The sequence below is a fragment of the Nostoc sp. PA-18-2419 genome (assembly GCF_005869855.1).
Classification (GTDB): domain Bacteria; phylum Cyanobacteriota; class Cyanobacteriia; order Cyanobacteriales; family Nostocaceae; genus Nostoc.
On sequence record NZ_SZNH01000028.1, the window covers coordinates 1 to 14,211 of the forward strand.

At 41.3% G+C, this 14,211-nt stretch carries 12 protein-coding genes; 4 read left to right on the top strand and 8 right to left on the bottom strand.

The window, feature by feature from the left end; translation table 11 throughout:
* On the bottom strand, nucleotides 1-244 hold a 244-nt coding region (locus FCR06_RS23455), incomplete at its 3' end, for a helix-turn-helix domain-containing protein (RefSeq protein ID WP_138504019.1).
* Between the two features lie 176 nt (nucleotides 245-420).
* Here FCR06_RS23455 and FCR06_RS23460 point away from each other — a divergent pair.
* Entirely contained in the window at nucleotides 421-1,089 is a 669-nt protein-coding gene (locus tag FCR06_RS23460; protein ID WP_138504021.1) for an HAD family hydrolase, read from the top strand.
* 216 nt (nucleotides 1,090-1,305) lie between these two features.
* On the opposite strand, the gene FCR06_RS23465 is transcribed toward FCR06_RS23460, so the two are convergent.
* Both FCR06_RS23465 and FCR06_RS23470 read right to left on the bottom strand, forming a co-directional pair.
* Entirely contained in the window at nucleotides 1,306-2,673 is a 1,368-nt protein-coding gene (locus FCR06_RS23465; protein ID WP_138504023.1) for a cytochrome P450, read from the bottom strand.
* Between the two features lie 312 nt (nucleotides 2,674-2,985).
* Entirely contained in the window at nucleotides 2,986-3,654 is a 669-nt protein-coding gene (locus FCR06_RS23470) for a 2OG-Fe dioxygenase family protein (RefSeq protein WP_138504025.1), read from the bottom strand.
* Between the two features lie 241 nt (nucleotides 3,655-3,895).
* On the opposite strand from FCR06_RS23470, the gene sfsA reads away from it, so the two are divergent.
* On the top strand, nucleotides 3,896-4,621 hold the full coding sequence (sfsA, locus tag FCR06_RS23475; RefSeq protein ID WP_138504162.1) for a DNA/RNA nuclease SfsA: 726 nt from the start codon (nucleotides 3,896-3,898) through the stop codon (nucleotides 4,619-4,621).
* Nucleotides 4,622-4,658: 37 nt separating this feature from the next.
* Here sfsA and FCR06_RS23480 read toward each other — a convergent pair whose 3' ends face one another.
* The 3 genes from FCR06_RS23480 to FCR06_RS23490 form a co-directional block, all read right to left on the bottom strand.
* A complete protein-coding gene (locus FCR06_RS23480) occupies nucleotides 4,659-4,925 on the bottom strand; it encodes a hypothetical protein (protein ID WP_138504027.1) in 267 nt (88 codons plus the stop codon).
* Nucleotides 4,926-5,122: 197 nt separating this feature from the next.
* Nucleotides 5,123-7,252 (bottom strand): FAD/NAD(P)-binding protein, encoded by a 2,130-nt coding sequence (locus tag FCR06_RS23485; RefSeq protein ID WP_138504029.1) that lies wholly within the window; start codon nucleotides 7,250-7,252, stop codon nucleotides 5,123-5,125.
* Nucleotides 7,253-7,769: 517 nt separating this feature from the next.
* Entirely contained in the window at nucleotides 7,770-9,137 is a 1,368-nt protein-coding gene (locus FCR06_RS23490; protein ID WP_138504031.1) for a cytochrome P450, read from the bottom strand.
* A gap of 469 nt (nucleotides 9,138-9,606) precedes the next feature.
* On the opposite strand from FCR06_RS23490, the gene FCR06_RS23495 reads away from it, so the two are divergent.
* Both FCR06_RS23495 and FCR06_RS23500 read left to right on the top strand, forming a co-directional pair.
* Nucleotides 9,607-10,950: a glutamate-cysteine ligase family protein gene (locus FCR06_RS23495; protein WP_138504033.1), complete on the top strand. Its 1,344-nt coding sequence runs from the start codon at nucleotides 9,607-9,609 to the stop codon at nucleotides 10,948-10,950.
* 239 nt (nucleotides 10,951-11,189) lie between these two features.
* Entirely contained in the window at nucleotides 11,190-12,362 is a 1,173-nt protein-coding gene (locus FCR06_RS23500; RefSeq protein WP_138504035.1) for a homospermidine biosynthesis protein, read from the top strand.
* Nucleotides 12,363-12,608: 246 nt separating this feature from the next.
* On the opposite strand, the gene FCR06_RS23505 is transcribed toward FCR06_RS23500, so the two are convergent.
* A complete protein-coding gene (locus FCR06_RS23505; protein WP_138504037.1) occupies nucleotides 12,609-12,848 on the bottom strand; it encodes a hypothetical protein in 240 nt (79 codons plus the stop codon).
* Nucleotides 12,845-14,032 (bottom strand): IS110 family transposase, encoded by a 1,188-nt coding sequence (locus FCR06_RS23510; RefSeq protein WP_138504039.1) that lies wholly within the window; start codon nucleotides 14,030-14,032, stop codon nucleotides 12,845-12,847. Before FCR06_RS23510 ends, FCR06_RS23505 begins: the two co-directional genes overlap by 4 nt.
* Nucleotides 14,033-14,211 lie beyond the last annotated feature (179 nt).

Below are 14,211 nucleotides of genomic sequence, written 5' to 3' on the forward strand. Positions count from 1 at the left end.
GATATTTCCCACTCGATATTTCCCACTCACTAGCAATGTGGAAGTAAGTTCGGTATTCCCGCCAATATTGTAAGCAAACTAAAGCTTGGTCTTCCAAGCTTAACTTGTTTGGATAACCTCGTGTTTGCTTCAAATTAGCTGCATCTTTTAACACCTTAATCATTTCATCAAACGTGCGTTGTTGCACCCCAACCAAACGTTTGAACTGCCGATTCGATAACTTTTTTGTTTGCTCGTATCGCATAAGTAGATTGATTCAAGCGACAAAACCCAATATCATACCATAAAATATTTTTGCAAGAGGTCTATTATAAGCGATCGCGCCATCTTTTCTGTAACTCCCTTCTCTTCTCATGGGACGATGAAATAAACTCTTTACCATGCCATTATCAGCTATGAAATCAAAGGGCGAGGTTTTTCATGGCATTAGAAGGGGTGATTTTAGATATTGATGGCACACTGGTTTTAAGTAATGATACTCATACAAACACGTGGGTAGAGGCATTTGCAGCTTATGACTTCCAGGTGCCATTTGAAAAAATCAGACCATTCATGGGCATGGGGGGAGATCAACTGATTCCCAAAGTCGTGCCAGAATTAAATGGTGAAGAAGGAACTGGTAAAGCGATCGCTAAATTACGCAAAGAACTATTATTTGACAAATATATACCACAAGTTACTGCTGCCAACGGTAGCAGAGAATTAATATTAAAGATGCAAAAATCCGGATTGCATCTGGTTGTTGCAAGTTCAGCGAGTTCTGAAGAACTTGACACCATGCTGAAAATTGCCCAAGTAGATGATTTGCTAACGGAACTCACTACATCCGATGACGCCGAAGCATCTAAACCCGCTCCTGACATTGTACAAGCCGCTTTGGAGAAAGGGCAAATGACACCCGATAAAGTAGTGATGCTAGGAGATTCTCCCTATGATATTGAGTCTGCTGGCAAAGCCGGGGTAGGTGTGATTGCTTTGCGCTGCGGTGGCTTTAGCGATGAACAACTGTCCGGAGCGCTGGCAATTTATGATGACCCCCAAGATTTGCTACGCCACTATGACTCTTCTATTCTGGGTGCAAATGTTTAGAGCAGAATTGGTGAATTCTGATTGTGAATTCACCAATTCAGTAGTGTCGATAATTGGTCTTAAAGGACGCGATAAATCGTGACGATTTAATTGGTTTTAAAAGACGCGATAAATCGCGTCTCTACATGAGGATTTTGTTGCTCATTCTCAATCGTATTGTATTTTAGGCGATGCCTACGGGGGTAAACTACGCTTCTTTTGTGAATTCTGCCGTAATTACACACCCACAGGAGTTTTCACCCTTTGTCGCTGACTAGTTGGAATTAACCACTTACCGCCAGAGGGACCTAAAGTTATGCCGCGACGCGTCGGTTTAACTAGATAATTGTCAACTAATGCTAAATCCATTTGTGATAACACTGTTGCTAATACTAACTTCATTTCAAACATTGCGAAGGCCATGCCAATACAGCTACGATTGCCGCCACCAAAGGGTAAATATTCATACTGAGAATACTGGCGTTCTAAAAATCGCTCTGGTTTAAATTGTTGTGGTTCTGGATATAAATCTTCGCGGTGATGCATTAAATATATAGAACCTGTTAACAATGTCCCCGGTTGCAATTCATAGCCCATGATTTCTATCGGTGTCTTGACTATGCGAGGAATAGTCAGCATGATAATTGGGTAAATGCGGAGTGTCTCTTGGCATACCGCTGTTAGATAAGGTAAGCGAGAAACTTGATTCCAATCAGCATTCCCGTTCACACTATCTAACTCGGTTAGCAGCTTTTCTCGCACTTGTGGTAGATGATGAATCCAATAAAATGCCCATGTCAAAGCTGAAGCGGTAGTTTCATGACCAGCGACTAACAGAGTCATTAACTCATCGCGCAACTCGACATCAGTCATTGGTTCGCCATTTACGTCACGTGCCGACATCATCGACGACAGGATATCGCTACGAGAAGCATCTGGAGAATCTCTGCGTTCTTGAATCTCGCTGTAAAGGAGTTCGTCAATTTCCTGCATTTGACGCAAAAATTTTCCCCAAGGACTCCAGTTACCCCAATCTACTTGCAGTATAGGAAAAAATGTTATGGAAGCACGCAAGGGGGAACCAGATAACTCCAGGACAGAACGCAATAGTCGCTGTAATTTTGTTAAACGTTCTCCCTGATGCAGGCCAAATACAGCTTGCAGAATTACTCTCAAGGAGATTTCTTGCATGGAGTCACGCACAGAAAAAGGTTCGCCAATTTTCCAGCTGTTGATGACATCATGAGTGATATTAGCAATAATTTGACCGTAGGCTCTCATGCGATCGCCATGAAAAGGCGGGGTCAATAATCGCCGCTGGCGTTGGTGAGATGCACCAGATAGCAAGATTAACGAGTTTTCACCCAACAAAGATTTTAACAATTGCGCTGAACCTCTTGCGTCCAACTGCTCAAGTGGAGCCGTGAAAATCTGTTGAATTGCTTGGGGATTGCTAAATAATACAATTGAGTTATTACCAGTTAGCTGTAGCGAAAAACATTCACCATGCGCCTTTGCAGATGTTTCCATCAGTTTCAAAGGGTTAAAAATCCACTGAAGCAACTGTATAAATTTTGGAGTTTGTGGACTTTCTGGCAGTTTCATGATCAAGACTCCGATCGGTTCTATTTACACTAACTTAACAAAAGTAGAATTGATACTTAATTGCAGTCAAAAATAGTAACTTGGGCTGGGAGTAGGGAGTAGAGAGTAAAAATATTCTATTGACACAACTTGACATGAGTGGTTTAAATCTTTCTGGTAACGTCTAATCCTCGAAAATTAGATGCCCGACTTTTTAAACAAATCGGGTATCTAAACGTTGCGATTTTTTACAAATTAACTAGGATTTATATTTATCCTAAATTACAAAATTTTCTAGTAAAACCTCCGCAGTTAAATAATTCAATATTAAAATTATTCTGTCAGCAAGCTAGGAGAAGTTAGCACAAACACATCTCTACTTCCTTGAGCTTCAATATCTGGTTTGATGGGAGTGGTGAAGTGAAAAAATTCATGGTCGTTGACCAATAAAAGTTCTCCCGAATTTAAAATCTTACTGAATACAGGGTTTTCTTTTTTGGCAGCATACAAATGTGTTTCTCCACCTTGAATATTATCTCTATCTACTGAAAATATGCCAATAAAATCAGTACCATCTCGATGGATCCCTTCAGGTGCGGGATTACCTAAATTATCTGGCGAACAAATTGTTCTAATTTGATGAACTCCGATTTCTGCTTCTGGATGAAGTTTACAAGAATCATGAAATGCTAAGACCAGATTTCTAAAAATATCAAGTTCAATAAGTGCATCTTCTAATTCTGTAAACTCTCTTTTGATATCGCCTAATAATGGATTATAGTCTTTACTTTGGAAAAGGTAACCATGAGGTAATTTAATTAATTMATCCTCAGTAACTATGAATCGAGATAATCTTCTCGAACGATAGTTACCTTTGATGTAAGGATCGAGCGGCATATTCCTAAAAAATGGCTTGAAACCTTCTAAATTAATTGAATTAACTTTTCTTAAAGTAAACAGAAAAGCATATTCTAATTCCGTTGATGTCCACACTTTTTGCATAGGATTTACCTCCTTGCACGTTGAATTTCTCCCGAATTTTTATTGCTGGGAGGATTATAATACTTAGTATATGCTACTTTTTATGAAATTGTAGTAAAGCAGACTACATAAATTGACAATCTATGATATTAAAAGTTAGGTAAATTCCGTCATAGGGTAGAGTACTCTTGAAAAGATTTCCTGTTGTGAAGTAGGTGAATCAGAAATCGACGTATATTGACTACAGCAACAAGGTTTGATGATGATTGATTGGCTTTACCGTTACCCACCTTTATATCCAGGTATTCTGCTAAAACGCTACAAGCGGTTTTTTGTAGACATTCAACTTAGTTCTGGCGAGATAGTCACAGCACACTGTCCAAATACAGGGCCGATGACTGGAGTATCGACTCCTGAAAGTGCGGTACAGCTTTCTAAAAGTGATAATCCAAACCGTAAATTGGCTTACACTTTAGAACTAATTCAGGTACACGACAATGAGCCGACTTGGGTAGGTGTGAATACTATTTTGCCCAATCGGGTGGTAAAGTTAGCTTTGGCAAAACATCTTTTTCCAGAATTTGGCGAATATAGTCAAATTAAGGGCGAGGTGGTTTACGGACTAGATAAAAAAAGTCGAGTGGATTTTTTATTAACAGGAAGTGTTGAGGACCGCCCAATTTATTTAGAAGTTAAAAATACAACTTTTTCTAATAAGAGATTAGCTTTATTTCCGGATACAGAAACTACCAGAGGACAAAAGCACTTGCGAGAATTAATGGGGCTGTTGCCTTTAACTCGTGCAGTGATGCTTTATTTTATCAATCGGGGTGATTGTACAGAGTTTTCCCCTGGCGATCGCACAGATCCCGTATATGGTAAATTATTACGGCAGGCGATCGCTCTTGGTTTAGAAGTGTTGCCTTGCCGTTTTGATATTTCCCCCGAAGGTATCCGTTATTTGGGTTTAGCAAAATTGAAAATTTAATTACACGCAATTAAATAAGAAATCTACCAAATAGTATTTAATGGATTTCTTGATAGCTGCCAATCGATGGACAGGTTAATGTCATCATGATTAGGCTAGATTCAGCCGCAGAAATTGAAAGGATTAAAACTGCACTTTGAGTGACCCACGAATCATAAAAGGCGCACCAAAAGTCTCTGAGCCAGGACTGCGCGAATTGACAATACCAAGTAGACAATTGTGCTTTTCCCTCATAGTCATTAAACAATTGCACATCCTGGCAAAATTCCCCAAAGTCTTCTGTACCAGTTAGGCGAATAGTCATGGTGATACTCTCAACTAATTATTGAGAAATAGTATCTATTAGTAGGGAAAGCGAGTACAACTGAAATATTGTGCAACATGAGTATAATGACGTAGTGCACAATTTAGGCGATCGCGTTTGATTATCTACTTCGTGAGTGCGAAACCATTGAGTAAATAAAAATGCCAATTCCTAAAGCTTCAAATTGAAAGCGCAAGTCAAACTCTGCCACATTGCTGATTTGCGGGTACAGCTTCCAATATTTTTTTTGGTTGTGGCAAGTTGAGGTTTTTCATTTGTTCGATGAACTGGTTGCGGCTGCGTCCGGCAAAGCGAGGATTCCAACGCTTTTCTTCGCCAATAGTGGATACTGTCTGTCCTTGGTAGTCGTGACCGGGATACACTAAGGTGTCATCTGGTAATGTGAATAGCTTTTGAGTAACGGCATCATATAATGCCCCTGCATCGCCGTTTTGGAAGTCGGTACGACCGCAACCCCGGATAAACAAGGCATCTCCAGTTAACAGATGAGTATCGTTGACTAAGTATGCCAAATGGCTATTAGTATGACCAGGAGTAGCGATCGCTCTAATTTGCACACTCCCCAATTGCAAAATATTACCATCGCCAATGTACTGGTCTGCACAGGTAGCTGCTGAATTCTCAGGTACAATACCTAAACAACCCGTCAGTGACCTGAGTCTGTCTGTACCAGTAATGTGGTCGGCATGAATGTGAGTTTCTAGACAGTAGCGCAAGGTCAGATCTAATTGTTGCAAAACTTTTAAATCGCGTTCAACTTGTTCTAATACAGAATCAACTAAGATGGCTGTTTTAGTTTCTAGGTCAGCAATTAAGTAAGTATAAGTACTTGATTCTTTATCAAACAGTTGACGAAATAGCATAACAGGTTTCCTCAACGTGACTGATAGGTTTTTTTCAACAGCAGTAGCATGGGAATTGAGGGATTTGAGTAACTCTTGCGCCAAACTTGCTGCTTGAACCCGAATTTCACCAACAGCGGTGGTTTCCCAAAGATTACCTTTACGCGGTGTCCCCAAGGTATACAGCATTTGAGATGCTTCGCCATCTGCATCAATCAGCGCCCCATTTGCGGCGGTGTCGATTCCGATTGACAATGAACTAGGACGAATCAAGCGTTGTTCTTGCAGGCTAGCCACCAATGGGTGCTGCAATCTGCGGTAATCACAATTTGTGCCGGTGCAGTTTATAATTTGGTTGACTCGCAAAACAATATCTTTGTGCGTCCGGCGTTCGCAGATTTTCACATCTACGCCATCTTCTGACTGCTGACAGCTTTGAATTCGACCTGGGTAATGGGTGAGTTGACCAGACTCCATCGCTGCATCGAGTACTGCGGCAATTTCTTCAGCAATTCGATGACGGTGAACTTCCCAGTAAGCTTTCACATGACGCAAAAATCGCTTTTGTTCCGGTAATGGTAATGCTTGCCAGAGTTGTTGCGTAACTGGATGAATGGCATCGATTACCCCACGCCAATCTTGCCCTTGGCTAAGTGCTAACCGCACTTCTTGACGTACTGTATGTAGCAGTCCTCGCGCAGTTTTTGGGGCAGTTTCGACATCAATAAATGCTGGATAAGGAGTTGTTGATTTGTGACCGTAAGGCATCAATCCGTGACGCGAGACAGTATGGATTTTTCCCTGGAAACCTTGCTGGTGTAAAGCAACTACGGTATCTACCATTGTTAAGCCGGTACCCACCAAGAGAATAGCATCCTCTGGATTTAAGTCAGCGATCGCATTACTCGACCAAGCATCTTTGACATATTGCGGATCTAAACTCGCAATTGGTTTCGGCATAATTGCTGGGAAATTGCCCAAAGCTAACACAGCCTTTTGCACATCCAAACACTGACCACTGTTAAGGTATATTAGTGTACTAGAGGATTTGGTTTCAATGGCGATCGCTTCATCGACAATTCTCTCTAACTGCACATTCGCCGCTGCATTTATTTGTGCTGCTTTTAAAGTCGCCTGCACATAATCTCCATAAACCCGACGCCCAACAAAGGTGGATGCAGTTACTTGTTCGTGACCGTTGCTGTGCAGCCAGTCGAGAAAGTGATTTGGTTCATCTGCAAATGCACTCATCTTACCAGCCGATACATTCAGCAAATGACAATCCATCGGTGTACTGTAAGCAACTCCTTTCCCAACTTCAGAATTGCGTTCAATCAATTTAATTGATAACGGTGTAGTTGCATGACGTAAAAGATTGGCTGCAACCAAAGAACCGCTAAAACCACCACCAATAATCGCAATAGTTACTGGAGAAGCTGTTAGGGTAAAAATACTGCTATTCATAAGATGTATGAGTTTAACTTACTGCTTTTTACTCATTAACTTACGCCAGTCAAACTGAAAATTATGCCGATTGCAATCTGTAAATTGACACAAAACCCACATAGGCACATAAAAAAGTGGGAATTTAATTTCAGTGTTTAATTCCCCAAATCAAGAGAGTAGCGATCGTAATATTAAACAAATTACAATTTTGATTCAATAAGCTTTTGTAACTATTGTCATAACAATTTTTCTGTCTTTTGTATCCAAACACGATGTAAATACTGTGGTTTTTAATTAGCCTCAAAATATCCTTGAAAAACCAATAAATTTACCTCAAACATTATCAAAATTTCTGACACTACTCTTTTCTATGACAACAACCTGACTTTTCACTGGATGTAGAAAATCAGGAGTGGTTCGCGTATAGGATTAGTGAACCACTTCCCTTTGGCAAATTACGTAAAAAGTCACATCCTTTTTTTACAAAACACAAAGAACGTAAATACAAAAAATAGGTAATTTAACAAAAAAACACCTAAATTAGACTCTCACTCCTAACGGGTATACTTTGCTTCAATATTACTTTCACCCCCGATGCTGGGCGCAGGGTAATAGAAGCTTGGGGAACAATTGGATGATCTGGTACAACATTTAATTCAAATTTTTGGGCAATGGTTGCTAATAATAAAACTGCTTCCATTAAAGCAAAACTCTTACCAATACAAATCCGAGGTCCATCACCAAAGGGAAAATAAACTCCTCTAGGTAGATTTTTCTCTAAATCATTAGCCCAGCGTTCTGGTTTAAATACTTCTGGATCTTCAAAGTGGCGAGGATTGCGATGCATTACCCACTGGCTCATAATAATCGTACAATCTTGTGGCACTTGATAACCACCAATTTCACAATCTTGAGTAGCTTTACGCGCCATGTTATACACGGGAGGAAATATTCGCATTGTCTCCTTAATAACCATATCCGTGTAGCGCAAGTTTGGGATATCTGCAATTGTCGGAGAACGCCCTCTCAAAACTTGTTCTAATTCTGTTAATAATTGGGTACGTACTTGGGGATATCGAGATAAAAGTATCCATGCTCCTGTTAGAGTATTGGATGTAGTTTCATGTCCTGCTAGCATTAAAGTTGCAATTTCATCGCGCAATTGGCGATCGCTCATTTGACTGCCATCTTCTTCATCCCTAGCTGTCATTAACATTGACAGTAAATCTCCAGGATTTTCACCAGTAGCCCGCCGTTGATTTATCATCTCATAAATAGTCTTATCCATCTGCTTGATGGCATTTCGGTAGCGAATATTCTCTGGTCTAGGAAACCATTCTAAGAAGATAAAATTTTGCTGGCGTTTACTTTCAAACCAATCTGATGTTACATCTAATGCATGAGCAACATCTTGTGCTTGTCCCTCATTGAGGTCGCGGTTAAATATTGTTTTCATCACGATATTTAATGTCAGGCGCATCATGTCTCGATGAACATCACGAGTTTCGCCATCTTCCCAAGTATCGAGCATTTGTTCGGTGTAGGCAACCATAATATCGCCATAACTAGCAATACGTTTCTGGTGGAATACAGGTTGTATCAACCGTCGTTGGCGAAACCAAGAATCTCCTTCGCTAGTTAAAAGTCCTTCACCCAATAAGGTTTTTAGTGCATGTAAAGAGCGACTTTTAACAAATAAATTTCTGTCTTTTAATACTTGCTCAATGTAGTGAGGATTGGTTAGTAAACAGGCTGGTGTCAATCCTAAACGGATAGGTACAATATCACCATATTCACGAGCGCATTTCGTTAAAAACCCCAAAGGATCGCGACCAAAATCAAGCAGACTACCGACGATCGAATTTCCTTCTGGCCCGGGTAATTCAAATATATCTTGAGTCATGTGGATTTCTCCCCTCGCTGGGTAAGTCGTAACTCAAATATTGGAAAACCAGCTATCTTCTAACTTCTATCAAAGGAAATAATACTTTGGGTAGATGGGAAATAAGAAGTACTAAATTTTAAGTAATTGAGATGACAGTCCATTACCCTTGGCGACAACGTACCTTACTAGTATGGCAAGGCTAAAATAAGGCTAAAATTTTGTAAAAAATTCTAGGTTGGCTTGAGGTAAGGAAACCCAACAAAGCGTCACTGCCAATTTTCAGACATCACAAATTCAACATTTTGAAATTCTTTTGTTGTAAAAATACATAAAAATCAAAATTTGAGATTATTCTCTATATTCCAGTAGGATATTGATATTGGTAATTCAAGGTTCCACTTGATATTGTTTAATAATCTCTGATGCTGGTGCAAAATTGCCGTCAATCGATTAAATATTGCAAATTAATTAAGTAGAGACTAGAAAAATGGATGTAGTAAAACGTCGCATTGGTCTTGAGCAAGAGTTTTTTCTAGTCAATGAGATGGGTGAAATCAGCACTCAGGCAGATGAATTTTTGCAAGCTTGTCATTTAGTTGCAGAAGCACAAGGACTAAAGCCACAGTACTTTATGCCAGAGTTCGTCAAGAATATGGTGGAGATTAATACTCCTCCGGCGTACAGTGCTACAGAGTTAGCAAAAGAATATCTGAGAAATTTGAAACTAGCGATCGCTGTAGCCAGACAAATGAATTTAAGGCTTTATTCTCAGTCTAGCTACCCTCTACATATCATGCCAGTCATGCGCGACCAGCCTAATTATCATATCCAAGCGCGGACTGTCGGCTACGATCAATTTTTGCACGCTGGCAAATGTACGGGTACGCACATACATCTAGAAGTACCGCCAGGAGTGATTGATTCTCGTGTGGTAGTATCTTACAATTCCAAAGCAGCAGAGCGAGAAGAACTACTAAATATTTATAATTTAGCTACAGCTTTTGACTCAGCGCTGATTTGCCTAACGCGATCGTGTCCGTTTTATGAAGGACGAGCGATCGGACTAGCCATGCACACGATTCGCTATCGGGGTAGCGAAACTTTTGATTGGGAAGGAGTTTACACTCATTTGCAGTCTGTCGGAGGACTGATGCCTTATGCTGACAGTGTTGAGAGTTTAGTTGAACAGCAATTCGCTCGCTATCATGCTTGGTTGTCAGCAATGGAGAAAGCTGGAATTGAGCGTCATCTTTTCAAAGAAGCGGGAGGAAGCTTACTAAAATCATCTTGGAACCCAATTCGACTCAACAAACTCGGCACTGTAGAAATAAGATGTATCGATAGCAACTTTCCTTCAGTGATAATTGCTATAATCGCACTTTTAGAAAAAGCTGCTCGGCGTGTGAGAACAGAACAATTAAAAGTCATACCAACAGAAGAAGTTTATACCTTTCAACTGAGCAGAAATCATCTGTTGGTACCAGATTTTCAGTATTTAAATGGCGAGTTATTGTATGCTTCTGTTACAGAAGGAGTCAAGCATCCAAAAGTCAAAGCTTATGTAGATTCTGTGTTAGAGTTTGCAATTACCGAAGGTGGCGAAGGAACGAAATATTTAACAAAACTCAGAGCAGAATTAGAGCAATATCAAAGTATTGAAGCCGGAATTCTCCAAGAATTTCCCGCTGCAACTGCTGAACTTTCACGAGAGCAAGGCTTGCGTTTAGTGCGCGAGTGCTGCGACAAGTTAGAAGCGCAGGTGTCATCGTTAGATAGCGAACATCCTTTAACAGCGTTAGATGAACTTACTGTTGTGAGCTATAAGTCCTAATAGTTTTTACCTGATGTATACAGTAATTTGAGCGTTCTAAGGTATCCATTGCACAATACTCGTTTGTTCCTCATCAAATACCAACGGTTGAATTGGCAGACGTTTGATAATTAACTGTCCTAGTTTTTCTGAAAAATACCTTCATTGGATCGTTTGGGAACTTGGTATAGACTGCCAACCCCAACTTGGCACTTTGGTATAACATTAATTCGGCATGTTTAGTGTTCAAGAGTGGCAAAATGTCTAAACAACTGGGTCAAAAAATCGCACCTACACCCATATCAAATGATATCAATGTGGTGGATTTGATTGATAAATACTTTACTGCTTACAATTCAGCACGTTTGCGGGAAATCTGCCAACTACTCAGTCGTGATGTACTTACCGAAGGTGTCACGGTGGGAGTTAGTCTTTCCGGTGCGATGACGCCAGCAGGATTTGGGGTTTCAGCGCTTGCACCCTTAATTCGCAACGGCTTTATTGACTGGATTATTAGCACTGGTGCTAATCTTTACCATGATATGCATTTCGGTTTGGGTTTTGAGCTGTTTGCTGGTAATCCGTTTTTGGATGATGTGAAACTGCGTCAAGAAAGTACTATCCGGATTTATGACATTATTTTTGGCTACGATGTGCTATTAGAAACCGATGCTTTTATTCGCAAGATTTTGCAAGCAGAACCTTTCCAAAAACGCATGGGAACCGCTGAGTTTCACTATTTATTAGGTAAGTATGTCCGGGAAGTAGAAAAGGAATTGGGTGTGCAACATTCTTGTTTGCTGGCTACAGCTTATGAATATGGCGTACCGATTTATACCTCATCTCCTGGAGATAGTTCAATTGGGATGAACGTAGCAGCTTTGGCGCTAGAAGGTTCGCAATTAATATTAGATCCTGCTATTGACGTAAATGAGACCGCAGCGATCGCTTATAATGCCCGTGAATCTAAAGGGAAAAGTGCGGCTGTAATTCTTGGTGGTGGTAGTCCTAAAAACTTTTTACTACAAACACAACCGCAAATTCACGAGGTATTAGGACTAGAAGAACGCGGACATGATTACTTTGTGCAATTTACAGACGCACGTCCAGATACAGGTGGTTTGTCTGGGGCAACCCCATCGGAAGCCGTGAGCTGGGGTAAGATTGACCCGGAGGAGTTACCTAACACAATTGTTTGTTATACCGACAGCACGATCGCCTTACCACTGGTAACAGCATACATCCTCAACAAGTGCCAGCCTCGTCCCCTAAAACGTCTGTACGACATACGAGAAACCATTTTAGAAAAACTGCAAGCAGACTATCTAGCAGCCAAAACCCAACCATCAGACCAAGTTCCAGCAGCCGTGGCTGAAAGTGCTTCACAGCAAACAGCGACTTATCCTTGTGGTAGGTTGATTCCGAATAAGTAAGGACTGGGACTAGAGAGTGGGAGAGAATAATACCAATTCAAAATTCACGCATTAAGAATCCAGACAGGACAAGCTTTTGGATACGTGTATCTGTCGCATTCTTTTTTTAATTGGTATAACTCCTACTCTCACTAAACACTCAAAAGTCAATGTGCTTTTTCTGGTGCTAATCGCTGGGTAACATTGCGAAAAATGCCATGAGTAGCAACTGGATGACCTTCTAGAAATTTAGCGTTAATGTTACCTTCACTCTAGCAATTCGTCTAGGTCAGGCATTGGGAATTCAGCCGCAAGTGCAACGTATTTAAGAATTTGATTGTCTGTTGCGCTATCAGACCAACCGCAATTTAAACAATCAAACTGCATTGAATCATCGGCATCCTCAAAGCATTCTATGTGGGTGCTGTTGCATTTAGGGCATTCCCCCTCAAGCATGACTAATTGAAGCTCTTTGTCTTGCATGTAGTCAAAATCCTTTTTTGTCACATTAAACTCTTAACCAGTTCTCTAAACAGTAACCTCGTGGCTTTAGCTGCAATGCGATTTCTAATCAACTTAGCAGGGCGACCAGCGGCTTTCTCAGTATCCAACTGACTCCCCAATTGCTGACCAATATCATTTTTCAAACGCCTAAGCCGTGGTTCAATGCGAGTATAGACCCACTGCCACAGTGCTTTACGGCATAAGTCAGAACCGCCCACAACTTTAGTCTTCTTACTGTCACCCGACGCCACCAGCGACGGAGCAGCACCCAAAGCTTTTTGAAATCTCCTGAGTGACAGATGCCGTTTAGTCGGTTTTTTCGAGTTTCGCCCCTGACGGATTTTCACCTCCGGTCTACCCGAAGCATCCAGGAATCCCTCAATCGGGTAAATTTGCGATATCAGCACCGAAGAAAGGCGATCGCCAAAGCCAAACTTTTTAAAAACTTGACGGTAAGGTTGAAAGCGAACCTCAGCAAGCAGTTGTTGCAACTCTATCTCAATGGCGTATTCTTCGCGCTGGAGATTACAGATCCTACGCGCATGTTGGCGAACCGTGTCTGTAATCCCCAAGCCAGCCGTTTGAGCGTAAAGACGATCGTAACGCGTACTTTTGCGTTCACCAGCTAGCCAACCCCACAGTAATGGCACTTCACCAGACTCACCCCGAAGTGAGCGTACCAGTGCCACCTCTGGAAACTGCCAAGCTAAATCTTGCCTTGCTCGGTTGATGATGGGTGATTGTACCCGGTTGAGATGAGCCAGCCGCAGCACCAGTTCTCGAATTTTGACTATCGTCAGGTCACGGATTTGGACAAATCGCCGTAGGTCGGCGTGGTAGTCGAAGTAGTAACAAGCCAAAGCCAGGGAATCTGCATCATCATCCTTGTCAGGCAGTGCCAAATGGTTTGCTCGATAATTTTTTAACTCTTTATGACCAACTAGCCGCACTTCTACCCCAGCACGAGCTAAATGAGTGCCCCACAGTTTGCTGTAGTTACTGCCAGTCGGCTCCATGACTGCGATATCCGGCTTTAGCTCTAACAAAGCCTTAATCCCTTGAGCATTGGCACTAAAGCAATTAAACGGACATTCATAATAAAATTGACGTGGAACTGAGGGTTTTTCTGTTAGCAGGCAAGCCGAAACCGAGGACTTGCTCACATCAAGTCCCAAAATTTTAATCATTCAGTTCTCCTGGGTGGTTCAGTTGATGTCCCTGATGTCTGCCTGCGAATCACCCGAAGGCCGTTGAGCCTAATTCACTCTCAAGGCAATAGCCGTCAGCGGGAACTGACGGCGACACAGGGAGGGAACAGTACAACCACAGCAGCCGAGCTTAAGAAGGTAAGAAAGCCAAGGAAGCT

Coding starts and splice junctions, on each gene's coding strand:
- FCR06_RS23460 (WP_138504021.1), top strand. CDS start 421: ATGGCATTAGAAGGGGTGATTTTAGATATTGATGGCACACTGGTTTTA.
- FCR06_RS23465 (WP_138504023.1), bottom strand. CDS start 2,673: ATGAAACTGCCAGAAAGTCCACAAACTCCAAAATTTATACAGTTGCTT.
- sfsA (WP_138504162.1), top strand. CDS start 3,896: ATGATTGATTGGCTTTACCGTTACCCACCTTTATATCCAGGTATTCTG.
- FCR06_RS23480 (WP_138504027.1), bottom strand. CDS start 4,925: ATGACTATTCGCCTAACTGGTACAGAAGACTTTGGGGAATTTTGCCAG.
- FCR06_RS23485 (WP_138504029.1), bottom strand. CDS start 7,252: ATGAATAGCAGTATTTTTACCCTAACAGCTTCTCCAGTAACTATTGCG.
- FCR06_RS23490 (WP_138504031.1), bottom strand. CDS start 9,137: ATGACTCAAGATATATTTGAATTACCCGGGCCAGAAGGAAATTCGATC.
- FCR06_RS23495 (WP_138504033.1), top strand. CDS start 9,607: ATGGATGTAGTAAAACGTCGCATTGGTCTTGAGCAAGAGTTTTTTCTA.
- FCR06_RS23500 (WP_138504035.1), top strand. CDS start 11,190: ATGTCTAAACAACTGGGTCAAAAAATCGCACCTACACCCATATCAAAT.
- FCR06_RS23510 (WP_138504039.1), bottom strand. CDS start 14,032: ATGATTAAAATTTTGGGACTTGATGTGAGCAAGTCCTCGGTTTCGGCT.